Here is a 14,188-nt window from a genome sequence, read left to right as displayed (position 1 = left end):
TGGTTTACTTAACTTTATTAATAATCTTTACATACCCGCTTTCTTTTCTTTGCGGGTCTGGAGGGCCAACAATGAAAAAAGTCATGGCTTTATTAGTAGGACTCCTGGTGATAAGCTTTGTTTTGGTCAGTGGATGCATAAAAGAACCAATACCTCAGAGTTCCTTCTCAACAACTACAACATCTTCCATTCAGTCTTCCTCTATGATGACTACATCTCTGGCTTCTAAAATCTGGAATATGAGCCTTGTATGGCATTTTGACAAGGGCGGAGAACCTTTCATGGATCTGACTCCGGACGGCAGTATGGGGGCGGTAGTAGACTGGAACGATGGTATTCTATATCTCGTGAATCCTGATGGCGAAAGTGTTTCCTTTAAGGTTTGGGAGGGAGAAAACGTTCGGCCGACGATCTCGGGTGTAGCAATCAAGAATGGTGTTGCCTATGTTTTAGCCAGTTATGAAGGGTTCGCAGGAGTGAAGAAATACTCATGGAGCGGTTTTGTTGGGGAAGAGAGGCATGGAGGGCCTGGGAGTGTAGCCGATGACATAGTCCGCTCTCCAAGTGGGAATCACATGTGTTACCTCATTACTACAAGCCCTACCACACAGGAACTGTACTGCGATGGGAATAAACTCACACTGAGTCCGATTGAGCATGAAATTAGCTCCATCTCGGAGTTTGGGATTGTGGTTATCTCCATTGGAGATAGTTCAATAGTGATGAAAGAGGGCCAAAAGCTCTTTGAATTGAATACGAGCAAGGCTATAGCCTACAGAGATAAAATACTTGCAAGTGAAGGTGGGAAGCTTAGGATTTATTCATCTGAAGGAGATCTTTTAGCAGAGAAGGAGGGATACACTTTTGGTCAAACCACGCTCTTACGGTGGACGCTTGTCCCAACTGAAAGATACATCTTCAGGTATGAACCTCTTGAAGATACGTCCGTTCTAACATGGAACCTTACGGAAGTCAGAGTCCTCCCAGGATTCCCGTACTTCGCAAATGAGAACTTTGTGGTAATGGGCGAAGATAGAACTCTTCACTGCTATTCTCTTGAAGATTTTCATGAGGTATTCAGTGTTGAAGTGCCCAACAGAATAGGGTATGTGAGACTCAGTAACGATGGAAACATATTGCTAGTATCGGGGGAGGCAGGTGGCTTCTGGCTTTATGTAAGGGGGTAGTGTTAATGTCTAATTTGTGTAATGTGAAAAGGAGTTGGTGGATATGAAAAAAGTCCGGTTTGTGTCTGCAATTTTTTTGGCCTTTTTGGTTTTTGTAAGTGTAAGTGGTTGTATTGGTGGTGAAAAAGTTACGGAAAGCCTCAAAGAAAAAGCCAGCAGTGCCATAGAGAGTTATAGTGAGACTCAAACTTCATCCTACACGGAAAGTGAAACTGAAACAGAAGAAACAGAGACTTCAACTATAGCTTATTCGATATGGGAAGAACCGTGGGACGCTTACCATCCAGTGGAGATAAATGGGGAGAGATACCTCATAACGTACATTAAGTACTACCTCAGAGTAAGAACCGAAGAGGGAGGACCAATATATGAATACGAGGTTGAAAAAAATAGAGAAAAAACGAAGATCCACGTCTATGGCAAAAAGATAAACATGGAAACCGGTGAACAGGAAAAGGCTGACCTTGGAGAGTTTGAGGTTTATGAATACTACGGAAAGATAATTCCCGTTAAGGGAGAAGACATGAACGCCACGTTTGAATATCGTGTTTGGGTCAAGGAGAGAACAGAAGAGACTGATACATTCTTCCTATTCCCTTCCTTAGACTTTATGACACTCTATATGTCCGTCTATGGAGGAAGTTTAAATACAATAGGGATTTCTATAACCTATGGGGATCAGAACTTCATTTATTACAATCCTGCTGCTATTGGGGACATGAGCACGATGCCGTATCAAGAGGGAGATATTGGACTCGTGGGGAATGTACCTGATATAGGAAACATTTACGTCAGTTGGTACGGCTTTTATACCTTTGGAATATGGCAAGCAATTCAGGGAGAAGATCTCTACACAGCTAAACAAGACTCTTGGGGAATAATGGGTTACCAGTATAACTATGAAATCGATCCAGATGGAAATATTAACTTGGGAGGAAAGAGCTTTAGGGTCTCTAATGTTAGATGGACTTACACCTTTGGTAATGCCCAAGGACAAGGTGAAGCAATATTAACAGTGAATCTTCCTGTGCCTATTGAGGCTAAGGGAGTATTTATTGCCCAAGATGGTACCAATATCTTTACGCATGTGAAGATTGAGGACATAGCCTTCGAAAAGATTTGAGCGCAAAGCTTATATCTTTTCTTTCATATTTTCTCACATGTTCGGAGAGTACGAGCTAAAAACACAGTTCATAAAGATTGCCAACAAAAAGATTCACCTGCTTGAGGATAAAGAGGGTATTATTCGGTACAAGAGAGATGAAGTTGAAAAGATCATCAAAGCCAATGGAGAGAAACTCGAAATTTTGCCTTCTCCTGCAGTGGGTTATGGGGTTAGACTTCTCATGGTGAGGTTCAAAGAACCTGTTGTCATTCCTCCTCGCGATTCTTTGGTGGGATTTATTGAGGCCCCGGTGGAAATTGATGTAAAAGTTGGTGAGTTAAGCATAGACCACTTTATAGTAGGCAGAGAGAAGTACGCTCTCTACGGCACATTGGAGGCTGGTGTAATCTGTCGTTATCACGTCAGTTCCTTTTACACGGTGGAGCCGGAGTCAATAGGGGTAGCAAAGCTCATAGTTTCCAATCCTTCATCTGAGTGGAAGTCTCTTGAGAGAGTGGTTATTCCAATAAGGGGAACGTCCATGTACTATGAAAAGGAAAAAGCCTACTATCCCCTTTTGATTGTCACGATCAAAAATCATAATCCTGAGGTCAACAACACAGGAAGGACTCCAAAAGAGGGGCTCAGTGTAGTTGGGGAGGGGTTATCACTACCAAACTTCCTGATGAGGTGGTGAGAATGAACATAACAAACTCAACATCTTTCTGGGAGCAAGGTCCCCTTGGGGAGAAGCTCTTTCTCACCCTAACTATAGGTGCAGTTGTAAAAGCAGTTCTAATTCTCGTAATAGGCCTTATAACAGCAAAGGTTCTCAGGAAGTATCTCCTTAACCTCTCCAGGAGTACCAAATACGTTTGGATAATCAACGAAGACACTGCATCAACGCTTCACAACCTAGTAGTGGTTATAGCTCTCGTTTACGCTTTTGATGCTCTTGGGATTCTGTCCCTTGAGATTGCAGGAACTAGCATAAGCAACCTTCTCACTGCATTTCTGGTGTTCTACTTCTCTTACCTCCTTGCCAAGAAGTCAAAAGATTACATGATAATCCGTTCTTCAAAGCAGAGACTTCCAGAAGTTCAGGTCAAGGCAAAGCTCTTTTACTATCTCATAGTCACCCTTGCTTTCTTCCTCGCCCTCAATATTGCTGGTTTCACGGGTAGGCTTACTACCTTACTGGCAGCAGCTGGAATAACGGGTATCATCCTCGGTTTTGCTTCCCAAACCGTCGTTGCGAATTTTATTTCGGGTATATTCATGTATTTCGATAAGCCCCTCAAGATAGGCGATCCGGTGGAAGTTGCAGGCTATTCTGGAGTTGTACACGACATAAGGATTCTCTCAACCAGGATAAGAACGTGGGATGGCCTTTTAGTTAGGATTCCAAATGAAAAGCTCTTCAACAGTGAGATAAAAAACCTTCAGAAGTACCCAGCAAGGAGAGTTGACATAACGGTTGGCATAGCTTACAAGGAAGATGCAGAGAAAGCGATAGAAGTGATAAAGAAAACTCTCGATGAAATGCCCTATGTTTTAGCGGAACCAGAGCCAATGGTCTTTGTCGATAATCTAGGAGATAGCAGTGTAAACATAGCTGTGAGAGCTTGGGCGCCGAGCGAGAAGTGGTTCGACGTTAGATGGCAGATAGTCCAGAAAGTCAAAAAGGCTCTCGACGATGCTGGAATAGAGATACCGTTCCCGCAGAGGGTCAACTGGTTTGCGGAGGAGCTGAGAGTGAAGATAGAGGAGAACTCAAAAGAAGAAAGCTCTTAATTTCCTTTCTTTTCCACCAGCGCATAGAAAAAGCCTATCGTTCTGTGCCTGTGGGGCCATGCCCTCATAGTCCCCAGTAAAAACCCTTCGTCGTAAGGGGCATTTAGAGGTATCAGCTCAGCATCTGAATGTCTCTCAAGGAACCACTTAATCACTTCCTCGTTCTCCTCTGGTAGCATGGAGCAGGTGGAGTAGAGAAGCCTTCCGCCTGGTTTTAAAAGCTTCCAGGCGCTCTCGATGAGCTCCTTCTGCAGTGAAACGACCTTCGGGATGTTCTTCTCCCGGAGGCGCCACCTTAGCTCGGGGTTCTTCGCTATTGTTCCATCGCTCGTGCACGGAGCATCCAACATAACTCTGTCGGCAATTTCCTCGCCAAGAAGCCCTGGTGCCTTTCTGCCGTCTGCTTTAATTATCTCCGCAATTTCGACTCCTGCTCTCTTCAGCACTTCTTTCATACGTTTTATTCTTGCACTATCAACGTCAAAAGCATAAATTTTGCCTTCGTTCTTCATGAGCTCAGCCATATGGGTGGTTTTCCCTCCGGGAGCCGCTGCCAAATCAACAACGGTTTCACCGGGCTTGGGGGCAAGAACTATTGAGGCAACAGCAGAAGCCTCCTCCTGTGCTATGGCATAGCCCTTCTTGAAGAGCCAGTCTGGATTGAAGGGGTAGAGAACTCTTATTACCGTCTCAACCCTCTCGCTTCTCTCGAAGCGAACGTGCTTTTTCTTGAGGTAGTTCTCAACCACTTCAACGTTTGCTTTGAGCTGATTAACCCTTATGCTCGTCGGGAGAGTTTCATTTAATGCCCTAAGGAGTTCTTCCGCCTCCTCATGTAGCAAGGCCCTCATCCTCGCAATGAACCACTCTGGGAAGAGGTATTCCCACTTCAGTCTTTTTTCTTCGCTGTCAAGCTTTGGTATGTAGTTGATGAGCTTTGGAAAAAGTTCGTAGTAATAATAGCCAACGTAAGGGTGAGTTCTTTTTGAGAGGAACTTAGCCAAGCCTTTGAGGTGCTGAATGGTTTTCTCGTTTGGGTTTCTAAAAACTGCAACCTCAATGGCTACCCTTAAAGTGGCCCTCAGCCAGGGATCAAGAATGAGAGGAGAAACTCCGACAAGCTCTTCAGCTATTTCGTCTATCAACCCTAAGCGCCTCTGGATAGAGTAGAAAATCCCGGTAAGTTTTGAATTTTCCCACCCTTCTATTTTGTACTTTGTGAAGGCCTTTCTTTTTGCCTGCTGGCTGGGCTTTACCTCTTCTCCGAGCTTAAGAGCGTCTATCAGGGCATAAAGTTGTCTATCGCTTAGCTTTAGCTTTTTCATCTCAATCCCTCTCAAAGCGGTAGATGTCCACTAAAATCCTTTCAAGTCTTTTTCGATGGAAGAAAAACTGAGCTGGGATCTCAAAGGTGAAGGTTAAGCGGTGGGTGATTTTGAAGCCGTTATCTTTGACAAAAGCTTCAATAAATCTCCTAACTTCTTCTTTAGCAAGATGGATGGAGTAGACTACATCACTTATGTCAAAGGCTTTGAGGAGAAAAGGCCTGTCCGCTTTTGGGTTTTGACTACCGAAAGGAGGGTTCATTATCACGGTATCAACTTTAACGTTGAAATCCTCTACAGATGCCTCTACGAACTCGATGTTGTTGATATTTAGTACTCTCGCATTCTCCATCGCTATCTTCAAGGCTTTTTTATCCTTTTCAACTGCATAAACCTTTTTAGCTCCCATCAGGCTTGCCCCAATGCTTAAAACCCCAGTGCCTGCTCCAAGATCGGCTATTGTTTTTCCCCCAATGTCCCCCATCGAATAGGCTAACCAGATCAGCTCAGCGGCAACATTTCCTGGGGTTCTGTATTGCTCAAGCTCTGGTTTGGGTTCTTCGAAACCTCTCAAATTTGATAGGATAATTGCAAGGTGCTTTTTCTTCATTCTACCACCTATGAGCTTGCAATATAGTGGAAAAGTTCTTCCCAGGTCATGTTGAACTCAAGTCCCTCTATACCGAACATTGTCCCTGCCGTGGTTAATATAAACATTACCACAATAACTCCCAAGAGGAATCCGAACTCTGCTGTAAGGGCAACAACGAGAGCTTCCCTCAAATTCAGCTTCAGCAACTTTAAAACTGCAAAAAGCACCAATGCTCCCAAGGAGAGGTCTACTCCTAAGGAAACCCCAACGCCCACAATGGATAATGTCAAGATCGAATAGCTTTTCAGCTCTTTGTATGTAAAAACCTCTAAGGCCGTTTTCAGGAAGAGGTAGTAAAGAACTACAAGGAGGATGTAAATGGTCATATCTACAAGTTGCATGAGAGAAAATTAGAGATAGGGCTTATAAAGACTTTGGAAGCTTGAGGCCTATTCCCATGGGTTCGTCCCAATCTCTTTTGCCCCCTATGATCTCATCGAACTCATAATCTTCTCTCAGTCCGAGCAGAATCTCAAGTTCTCTCGGAGTAAGCACTGGCTTTCTCCAGCTATCGACATCGTCTATAGGCACTCTAGGACAGGCAACCACCACGTATGCATCAAAGTCAAAACCTTCCAAAGCTTGATAGCTTATATGATTCATAACTATCAGCTGGGCCTCTTTTCCATGCTCTCTTAGTAGTTCTACTATTTTTCTGGCCTCTCCAAGTCTTAGTTGACCTTTCTTGGTGCTTGTTATTACTCCAAACTTCTTTGCATCGTAGGCTTTAGCTATCTGTGCCCACCGTTTTCTTATCCACCTCTCCGCCTCTTTATTTACCCACATCGCATCGCCGCTGTAGGGGTTTATTGCTAAAGTTGGCTTTTTTGTGGCCAAAGCGACGCCAATGGGGTGGAAGTAGCCAGCTCCAATAAAAAGAATACCATCAGCTTCCACTTTTGCCGCGGAGAAGTTGCATCCTAAAACCTGACCGGGGAAGGAGACCCTGCCATCCCCCCTACCCACTTTCACCTCGAGTCCCTCATTCTCAAGGAACTCTTTTGCTTTGTTCAAGTCCTTTATGTGCTGAACTGTCGTAACCAAGGCTATTCTTTTTCCAAGCTTTTTTATCTCAGGCATGTTTTTTGATAACGCTTTGATTACATCTACTTTTGCAAAGGCGGGAATGAAGATTGTTGGAACTTCGAGATTGAGCATCATATATGAATGTCCGAGATGAATTAGGGCGTCACATCCAAGCATCTTTGCCTCTCTATCGGCCGGATCACAGGCACCGTAATTAATGTCTCCACTTATTAAGCTCTCTATTCCGTTTTCTTCAAGAAACTCTGCTAAAAACTGTGCCTCTCTCTTGAGACCTTCTGGAGTTTGGATCAAAACCCTCTTTGCATCTAGCTCCCTCAACTTTTCCAAAACCTCTCTCTCGTGAAGTTCGTACATGGGTTCACCATTCCCTTCAAAAACGAAATTCTTTTAAATGTTTAGTCCCAACAATACCTCGAACTTCGAGGTATGGTGATGAAGATGAGAAAGATAATAGTGCTCTTGGTATTCCTAATTATTGGCACTTCTCTTGTCTCAGCTGAGAAACCTTATGATAAAGCCGCAGAGGCAACTTTTGAAGCATTAAAAAGTGGTGATTACTCTATTTTGCAGCCTTACCTCGATGATGCAATGAAAGTCGCATTTAATGAGGAGAAGTTCAGAGCATTTAGAGATGACCTGATCTCAAAATATGGGGAACTTAAGAGATATGCCTTTGTTAAAGAAGGCAAATCTTCTGGCTTCATCCTTGGCTATTATACCTTCGAATTTGAGAAGGCAAATGTCACCCTGAGGCTGGTCTTTAGGGAGGTGAATGGTGAATACTTACTTTCCGGCATCTGGATTGATGAGGTAAACTCAAAGGAAACTGGCATTCCAGTAGGGGTTGCGATATTCTTTCCAATCCTAGGAGGATTTTTAGCTTTATTTACATTCTACATACTGGGCTTTAGGAAGATAGGCGTTGCAGAGATAATTTTAGGTATAATACTAGTTGCAATAACCCTTGGCATTCAGCCCCTAATACAGAATGCTCCCTTTTTGGCAGTGGGCATAAGGTCGAACTCAGAGATAATTGCTAAAGGGACAATTTTCGTGGTTTTTGCCTCAATATGGCTTGGTTTTGTTGCTGGATTTTTCCAGGAGAGTTTGAAATATGGGCTTTCGAAAGGTAAGTATCTTAATGAGGCCCTTTTCATTGGCATTGGTTTCGGGCTTGGGGAGGCAATATTAGTTCCCGCTTTACAAGCTATTCAGCTCGCTACAGTGGGAGGAGTTACACCGAAGCTTACAACCGCTCTTGTTTCCATGCTTGAACGCTACTTGGCTACTCTTTTCCATGCCGGAACAACTGTGGTTTTAGCTTATTCATACAAGAATGGTTTCGGGAAGAAAGCCCTGCTGGAGTTGAGTGCTATTCATGGCATAATAGATACCTTTGCAGCCTATTATCAATTCCGCCCCTCTCCAGTAGTTTTGGTCATAACATACGCGCTTCTCTTAACAGTTTCACTTCTCCTACTCCGTTATGGGTTGCCAAAAGTGAAGGAGGAGAGGGAGGAAGATAGGATTGTTTGGTGATCCAAAGAAAAAGGCTTTGGAAAAATTCAGGAAGGAGATCAGGACGGGGATATATGCTTATCTGGTGCTCTCCCTATTAGAAAAAGAGAAAACCCACGGTTATTCGTTGAGAAAAACCCTTGAAGACCTCAGCAATGGAAAATTTGTGCCAAGCGAAAGTACTCTCTACGGGATTCTTAAAACCCTTGAGAAGTATAAGCTTATACGGGGGGAGTGGATGGAAGTCGGAGGGAGGGCAAGAAAATATTACGAAATAACCCAAACAGGGAAAGAAGTTCTTGAAGAGCTGAAAGAAGAGATTGAGCTACTGAGGGAGGTGCTCGAAAATAATCTTTGAATTTTGCTTCATAAAATCCCTTTTAAATATTTTCTGGCTATTTTTGTTGGTGGGTCGAAATGCTGAGAAAACTCATTAATCAATGGAAAGCAAAATGTCCCTTTGTTAGGGCAATAGAAAAATGGCGCCTTGAGAGAAAGAAAAACAAATTTGAAGTAAGGAAAAGGGTCAGCTAGTCGATCCTTTCATCACCCTTCAGCGACGGGTTTGTTCATCACAGCATCTTTTTCACTTCTTCTACGGTATTCTCTAGGGGAACCGTTCTCTGCTCTCCACTTTCCATGTTCCTTATTGTAACTTTTCCTTCAGCTAGGTCTCTCTTTCCGAGGATTATCACAACCTTTGCCCCTATGCTGTTGGCGTAGTCAAGAGCTTTGCTCAGCTTCCTTCCTTGAATATCATACTCTGCCCGTATCTTTGCTTTCCTCAGCATCTGCGTTACCTCTATGGCTTTTTTCTTTATCTCAAGTTCCTTTCCTATGTAGGCAACAAAGACATTGCTTCCGACTTTAAACTCTGGCAGAAGTCCTTTGCTCTCTAAGATTGGGATTAGCCTCTCTATCCCAATTGCAAAACCTGTTGCTGGGGTTGGCTTCCCTCCAAAAACCTCAATCAAGTTATCATACCTTCCCCCACCGCCTATCGACCCTATACCGAGGTCATTCTCTGCTATTGCCTCAAAGACTATGCTAGTGTAGTAGTCAAACCCTCGGGCTATCCCAAAGTCTATCAACGCATAGTTCTCAACACCATAGGCTTTTAACAGTTCAAAAAGCTCTTCAATCTTTTTCAACTCTTCCTTTGCAACTTCGCTTGTAAAGAGCTCATAAGACCTCGATAGAACATCATCGGGCTTGCCCTTCAGTTCTATTAGGGCAAAAATCTTTTCTATATCCTTTTCACGAAGTCCGAATTCTTTGAGACTCTTTATAAATTCCTCTCGCGTCATTTTGTCCTTTTTATCAATCAGCCTCATAAGTCCAATATCGTCTTTCACTCCAAGCATCTTTGCAAATTCATCTAAAAGGACTCTATCTCCTATGTTAACCGTGAATTCCCTTAAGCCAGTGTTTAGATAGCTCTCTATGAGAAGGGCAATAACCTCGGCATCAGCTTCTATGTTTGGAGACCCAATGAGCTCGACTCCCGCCTGCCAGAACTCTCTCAACCTTCCGCTTTGTGGCTCCTCATAACGGAACATGTTTGCTATATAGTACCATCTTATTGGTTTTGGTGCAGTTTGGAAAGAGTTCACGAAAAGTCTTGCAACGCTCGAAGTTAAATCTGGCCTGAGAGAAATATTCCGCCCTCCTTTGTCTTCAAAGGCATATAACTGTTCGACAACTTCTTCTCCACTCCTCAATTCAAAAAGCCTTGTGTACTCAAAGGTTGGTGTGAGTATCTCCTTAAATCCATAAGCTTCAAAAACTTCCCTTATTTTCTCAAATACGTACCTTCTTTTTGCCATATCCTCTGGAAGTAAGTCTCTCGTTCCTTTAACACGCTGAATTCTGTTCATCTCTCCCACCTACCAATTGAAATAAAAGGAAAGTTAAAAAGTTGTTGATGCCATGAGCTTTAGAAATATTCCTCCAACACCTTCCACCATCATTTGGGCCCCAATAGCCATGGTAAAGAGACCAATTATTCTGATAAACACACCGAGCGTTGTTTTGCTTATATTTTCGACTGCGTAGAGGGTAACCAGCATTATGAGGGCTGTGGTTAATATGGCTATTATAATAGCCAAAGCAGAAACTTCTATGCCGTACTCTGCTGTTAGTGTTATTGCGGTAGTTATAGCGGCGGGACCTGCTATTAGAGGTGTAGCAACCGGAACTGCAGCTAGGGCTAGGATATTCTTCTCTTTCTTGAGTGTCACCATTCCACCGCCTTCAAGGGCTTCAAGACCTATCTTGAAGAGCACAAAGCCTCCTGCAACTCTCAGAGCATTTAGATCAATATGAAATATATCTTGGAGTATTATCTTTCCGGCCAAGGCAAATAGAATTAGGAGAAGGAATCCTATTAGGTTGGCTCTCACTATGAGCTGTTTTATGTCCTCTATGTGAAAGTCTTCCCTAAGTAGGCTAACCAGAAGTATTTTATCGCTTGGGTCAATCATGATTATCATAAGCAATGCGGAACTGAGAACTTCAGTCATCATATGCCTCGAAAGGTTTTCAAGAGATGTTGTTTATAAAGTTATGCAATGATGAAACCGGCACTGGATGAATGATGATTAACGCTCGGTTGTCTGAGCATCACAGAAAGATTTATAAACCACTTCAAGATGAGTAGTGATTGAGGGCTGGGCTGTTGGGTCCCGCGGTAGCCTAGCCTGGGAGTGGCGGCGGACTGTAGATCCGCAGGTCCCCGGTTCAAATCCGGGCCGCGGGACCACCAAAGTTCTACAATCTTTGATTTGCTTGATATTCTGAAGTTCAATTCTCAAAAGCTCTACATCCTGCAGTATCTCTTTTAGGCTCTGTTCAATATAGTTAATGCGTTCCTCAAGGGTATCTAAACCTTCTAGTCTTGCCTCAATAAACTCTATTCTCTTCTGTAGCTCTACTATTTTATCTTTCAGTTCTTCCATTCTTCTCCCCCTAAGTATTTTTTCCTTCTCTTATTCAATTTTTCTCTAAGCGGAAGATGTATAAGGAGAATATGCAATCTATAATCATGGGAACAAAGATAATCGCGATAGTCCTAGTTCTTCTTTCCATGATTAGCGGGTGTGTCTCCTACCCTAAGATATCACATACCCCCACCGAAACCTGCCGGAAGGCCGATTATTACTTCCTAGACTCTGCCATAGAATGCTTAATAACCCCGGAAGAAGTAGGAGCACTTCTACCGATTGCAAATGATCTGAAAGAGGGAGAAATAAGAGAAGATATATGGAAAATTCTTGAGTGGGAGGAAAGTAAGATAAAATACGATTTTGAGAAAGCGAACCTTCCGCCTGCAAAGGTAACCACGTATCCGACTGGGAAAGTGGAAATAAGTGGAGGTTCAAAGATCCAAAGCCCTTCAGAAACTGTGAATCTTGGAAAAGGAATATGCACGGATTACACAATTCTAACACTTGCCATGTTGTTTGCAATGAACTACACTGAAGCTTATGCCCTTGAAATAAATTTTGAAAACAGTGAGACGGGCCATGCAGCAGCTTTAGTAAAGATCAACGAAAGGTTCTTTGTTCTAGATCAGAAACCTCCTGTCATGGACTTGGGGAGTTACTACGTTCACTGGAAGAAGGTTGAGGGAAAGACGATCTCAAATGCTACTCTCTATCGGGTTCTTTGGAACAACGGAGCAAATGTAGAGAAAATTGGGGTTCTCTATCCATCAGACTTCCTAAGAGATGATTATGCTTTCACGAGTTTTGATGCCAACCGGCTGGCATTTGGGATCATGGAGAGAATAGAAAGCGAATTTCCAGCTTTAAAGGGAGATGAAAGCCTTAAATCTGATGAGAAAAGGCTTGTTGGATATTCGTCTGGAAAGAGATGGGTGATGACTTTTCCAAATTTTGCCGTGTATTACAATCCAGAGTTCCACGAGCAGTTTGTGGACTACATCTATTCTAGCTTAAAAGATGTTGCCGAAGTTCAGGCAGATCTGGGGGATTATAGCTATTTCTGGGTCAATGTGGAAGCCAAAGGTGATGACCTTAGGATAGAGCTTGTTTTGGCGAGGAGATAATCAAAAATCTTTTAACCTCTGAAATCAAGTTAAACTATGGTGTTTAAAATGAAGACTTTCCTTACAGAACAGCAGATCCGAATACTGCGTTTGAGGGCGAAGGGATTAAAACAGAGCGAAATAGCTGAAATTTTGGGCACGAGTAGAGCAAACATAAGTATTCTCGAAAAGCGTGCATTGGAGAAAATCGAAAAAGCCAAAAATACTCTCCTGCTTTGGGAACAGATAAACTCTAAAGTTGCCATTGAAGTTAAAAAAGGAGAGGACATATTTAGGGTTCCAGACAAGCTTTTCGAAAAAGCTGATGAAGTTGGGATAAAAGTCCCATACACAACCGCGGAAATCATAGCCTTCCTTGTTGACAACGCCCCAATAGAAGATAGAATAGCAAAAAAGGACTTTGTTCTATTTTTAGACACCCAGGATAGGCTTAAGGTGAGTGAGCATCTACTGGAGGAGCTTGAGGAGATAGGGAAGGATTAAGGAAGTGAAGACACCGTTTAGTGCCATTGCAAGCCCGCTGACTGCCCCTGAAAGTTCATCATCAAGGATTATTCTTGCAGTTCCCAATCCATGAGAAGTAACTCCCATCGCGAGCCCCCTGGCTACTCTATCCTTTATTTTGAAAGCATTCAGCATCTCGATTCCAATGGCGTTCCCAAATATTCCCGTTAGTATGACTAGAACCGCTGTTAAAGCTGGTATCCCCCCAATTTTCTCACTAACCCCAATGGCTATCGCCGTTGTAATGCTCTTGGGAGCGATGCTTAGAAGAATTCTCTCATCCCCTCCTAAAAGCTTCGCACCATAAAATGCGCTTAAAATTGCCAATGTTCCACCGAAGATTATCCCTGCGAATATCTGCTTTGAGTACTCTTTTATTATCTCCCTTTGCTTATATAGGGGAATTGCCAAGCTCACTACTGCCGGGCCTAGAAAGAAGCTTAAAATCTTCGCACTCTCCATGTAGGTCTCGTACCTAATCCCGGTCAGATGTAAGGTCAATGCTATTGTAATTATGGAGAGCATGACGGGATTTAAGTAGAATGCTTTTTTCTTTTCATAAAGCTTTGAAAAGAGGTAAAAAACTGCAATGGTTAAAAAAATTCCAAGAGAGTTCATCTTTCATCACCTCTTAAAAGTTCAACGAACTTGGCCGTTAAAATTAACGTCAGGGCAAAGCTTATGATCAAAGCTCCAAAAATTGGAACTGCTTGGCTTTTTATAAGCCCCCAGTAGGAGATAACTCCAACTCCTGGAGGGATAAACATCACACTCATATTTCTTATGAAGAACTCTGCCTCTTTTTCAACGTCTTCTAGCTTTATAACGTTAAATAAGAGTGCGGAAGTTAGAAGAATCATCCCAATAACGTTACCTGGGATTGGAAGGTCAAATAATTCGCTCAGGATTTCTCCAATAAATAAAAAACCGAATATTATGGTGAGCCCCTTGTACATAGGCATCAAAAAAACTAGGGATTGAAAAGAT

The 14,188-nt window shown here is 42.9% G+C and carries 16 protein-coding genes and 1 tRNA gene; 9 read left to right on the top strand and 8 right to left on the bottom strand.

Annotated features, from left to right (window positions below; translation table 11 throughout):
• Nucleotides 1-71 precede the first annotated feature (71 nt).
• The 4 genes from ACZ5NL_RS05415 to ACZ5NL_RS05400 are packed head-to-tail and all read left to right on the top strand — an operon-like array spanning nucleotide 72 to nucleotide 4,086.
• Nucleotides 72-1,187 (top strand): hypothetical protein, encoded by a 1,116-nt coding sequence (locus ACZ5NL_RS05415; RefSeq protein ID WP_464841197.1) that lies wholly within the window; start codon nucleotides 72-74, stop codon nucleotides 1,185-1,187.
• Nucleotides 1,188-1,230: 43 nt separating this feature from the next.
• A complete protein-coding gene (locus ACZ5NL_RS05410) occupies nucleotides 1,231-2,310 on the top strand; it encodes a hypothetical protein (RefSeq protein ID WP_464841195.1) in 1,080 nt (359 codons plus the stop codon).
• 37 nt (nucleotides 2,311-2,347) lie between these two features.
• Nucleotides 2,348-2,989, top strand: a complete 642-nt coding sequence (locus ACZ5NL_RS05405; protein WP_464841194.1) for a DUF432 domain-containing protein — start codon at nucleotides 2,348-2,350, stop codon at nucleotides 2,987-2,989.
• A 2-nt stretch (nucleotides 2,990-2,991) separates the two neighbouring features.
• Complete coding sequence (locus ACZ5NL_RS05400) at nucleotides 2,992-4,086, top strand: mechanosensitive ion channel family protein (RefSeq protein ID WP_464841192.1); 1,095 nt, start codon at nucleotides 2,992-2,994, stop codon at nucleotides 4,084-4,086.
• Here the strand turns inward: ACZ5NL_RS05400 and ACZ5NL_RS05395 are convergent.
• The 4 genes from ACZ5NL_RS05395 to dph2 are packed head-to-tail and all read right to left on the bottom strand — an operon-like array spanning nucleotide 4,083 to nucleotide 7,464.
• Nucleotides 4,083-5,411 (bottom strand): RsmB/NOP family class I SAM-dependent RNA methyltransferase, encoded by a 1,329-nt coding sequence (locus tag ACZ5NL_RS05395; protein WP_464841190.1) that lies wholly within the window; start codon nucleotides 5,409-5,411, stop codon nucleotides 4,083-4,085. The genes ACZ5NL_RS05400 and ACZ5NL_RS05395 overlap by 4 nt on opposite strands.
• A 1-nt stretch (nucleotide 5,412) precedes the next feature.
• Complete coding sequence (locus tag ACZ5NL_RS05390) at nucleotides 5,413-6,021, bottom strand: METTL5 family protein (protein WP_464841189.1); 609 nt, start codon at nucleotides 6,019-6,021, stop codon at nucleotides 5,413-5,415.
• An 8-nt stretch (nucleotides 6,022-6,029) separates the two neighbouring features.
• Entirely contained in the window at nucleotides 6,030-6,404 is a 375-nt protein-coding gene (locus ACZ5NL_RS05385) for a hypothetical protein (RefSeq protein ID WP_464841188.1), read from the bottom strand.
• Between the two features lie 22 nt (nucleotides 6,405-6,426).
• A complete protein-coding gene (gene dph2 / locus ACZ5NL_RS05380; RefSeq protein ID WP_464841187.1) occupies nucleotides 6,427-7,464 on the bottom strand; it encodes a diphthamide biosynthesis enzyme Dph2 in 1,038 nt (345 codons plus the stop codon).
• A gap of 78 nt (nucleotides 7,465-7,542) precedes the next feature.
• On the opposite strand from dph2, the gene ACZ5NL_RS05375 reads away from it, so the two are divergent.
• Nucleotides 7,543-8,649, top strand: coding sequence for a DUF3887 domain-containing protein (locus tag ACZ5NL_RS05375; RefSeq protein ID WP_464841186.1), 1,107 nt, complete (start codon nucleotides 7,543-7,545; stop codon nucleotides 8,647-8,649).
• Entirely contained in the window at nucleotides 8,639-8,986 is a 348-nt protein-coding gene (locus tag ACZ5NL_RS05370; RefSeq protein ID WP_464841185.1) for a PadR family transcriptional regulator, read from the top strand. Before ACZ5NL_RS05375 ends, ACZ5NL_RS05370 begins: the two co-directional genes overlap by 11 nt.
• A 214-nt stretch (nucleotides 8,987-9,200) precedes the next feature.
• Here the strand turns inward: ACZ5NL_RS05370 and hisS are convergent, their stop codons facing one another.
• Together hisS and ACZ5NL_RS05360 are read right to left on the bottom strand one after the other, a co-directional pair.
• Nucleotides 9,201-10,505, bottom strand: coding sequence for a histidine--tRNA ligase (gene hisS, locus ACZ5NL_RS05365; protein WP_464843331.1), 1,305 nt, complete (start codon nucleotides 10,503-10,505; stop codon nucleotides 9,201-9,203).
• Nucleotides 10,506-10,538: 33 nt separating this feature from the next.
• On the bottom strand, nucleotides 10,539-11,153 hold the full coding sequence (locus tag ACZ5NL_RS05360; RefSeq protein ID WP_464841184.1) for a MarC family protein: 615 nt from the start codon (nucleotides 11,151-11,153) through the stop codon (nucleotides 10,539-10,541).
• A gap of 158 nt (nucleotides 11,154-11,311) precedes the next feature.
• Between ACZ5NL_RS05360 and ACZ5NL_RS05355 the strand changes: the two genes are divergently transcribed.
• The 3 genes from ACZ5NL_RS05355 to enfR all read left to right on the top strand — a co-directional run bounded on the left by ACZ5NL_RS05355 (nucleotide 11,312) and on the right by enfR (nucleotide 13,180).
• Nucleotides 11,312-11,389 (top strand) — tRNA-Tyr (locus tag ACZ5NL_RS05355).
• A gap of 282 nt (nucleotides 11,390-11,671) precedes the next feature.
• Nucleotides 11,672-12,697, top strand: coding sequence for a transglutaminase-like domain-containing protein (locus tag ACZ5NL_RS05350; protein WP_464841182.1), 1,026 nt, complete (start codon nucleotides 11,672-11,674; stop codon nucleotides 12,695-12,697).
• Nucleotides 12,698-12,745: 48 nt separating this feature from the next.
• Nucleotides 12,746-13,180 carry a transcriptional factor EnfR gene (gene enfR / locus ACZ5NL_RS05345; protein ID WP_087035946.1) on the top strand — a complete coding sequence of 145 codons (435 nt, stop codon included), beginning with the start codon at nucleotides 12,746-12,748 and terminating at the stop codon, nucleotides 13,178-13,180.
• Here enfR and ACZ5NL_RS05340 read toward each other — a convergent pair.
• Both ACZ5NL_RS05340 and ACZ5NL_RS05335 read right to left on the bottom strand, forming a co-directional pair.
• A complete protein-coding gene (locus ACZ5NL_RS05340; RefSeq protein ID WP_464841180.1) occupies nucleotides 13,145-13,819 on the bottom strand; it encodes a CidB/LrgB family autolysis modulator in 675 nt (224 codons plus the stop codon). The genes enfR and ACZ5NL_RS05340 overlap by 36 nt on opposite strands.
• Nucleotides 13,816-14,157, bottom strand: coding sequence for a CidA/LrgA family protein (locus ACZ5NL_RS05335; protein WP_464843330.1), 342 nt, complete (start codon nucleotides 14,155-14,157; stop codon nucleotides 13,816-13,818). Before ACZ5NL_RS05335 ends, ACZ5NL_RS05340 begins: the two co-directional genes overlap by 4 nt.
• Nucleotides 14,158-14,188 lie beyond the last annotated feature (31 nt).

The sequence above is a fragment of the Thermococcus aegaeus genome (assembly GCF_055393685.1).
This window is presented reverse-complemented; position numbering and strand designations above follow the sequence as displayed.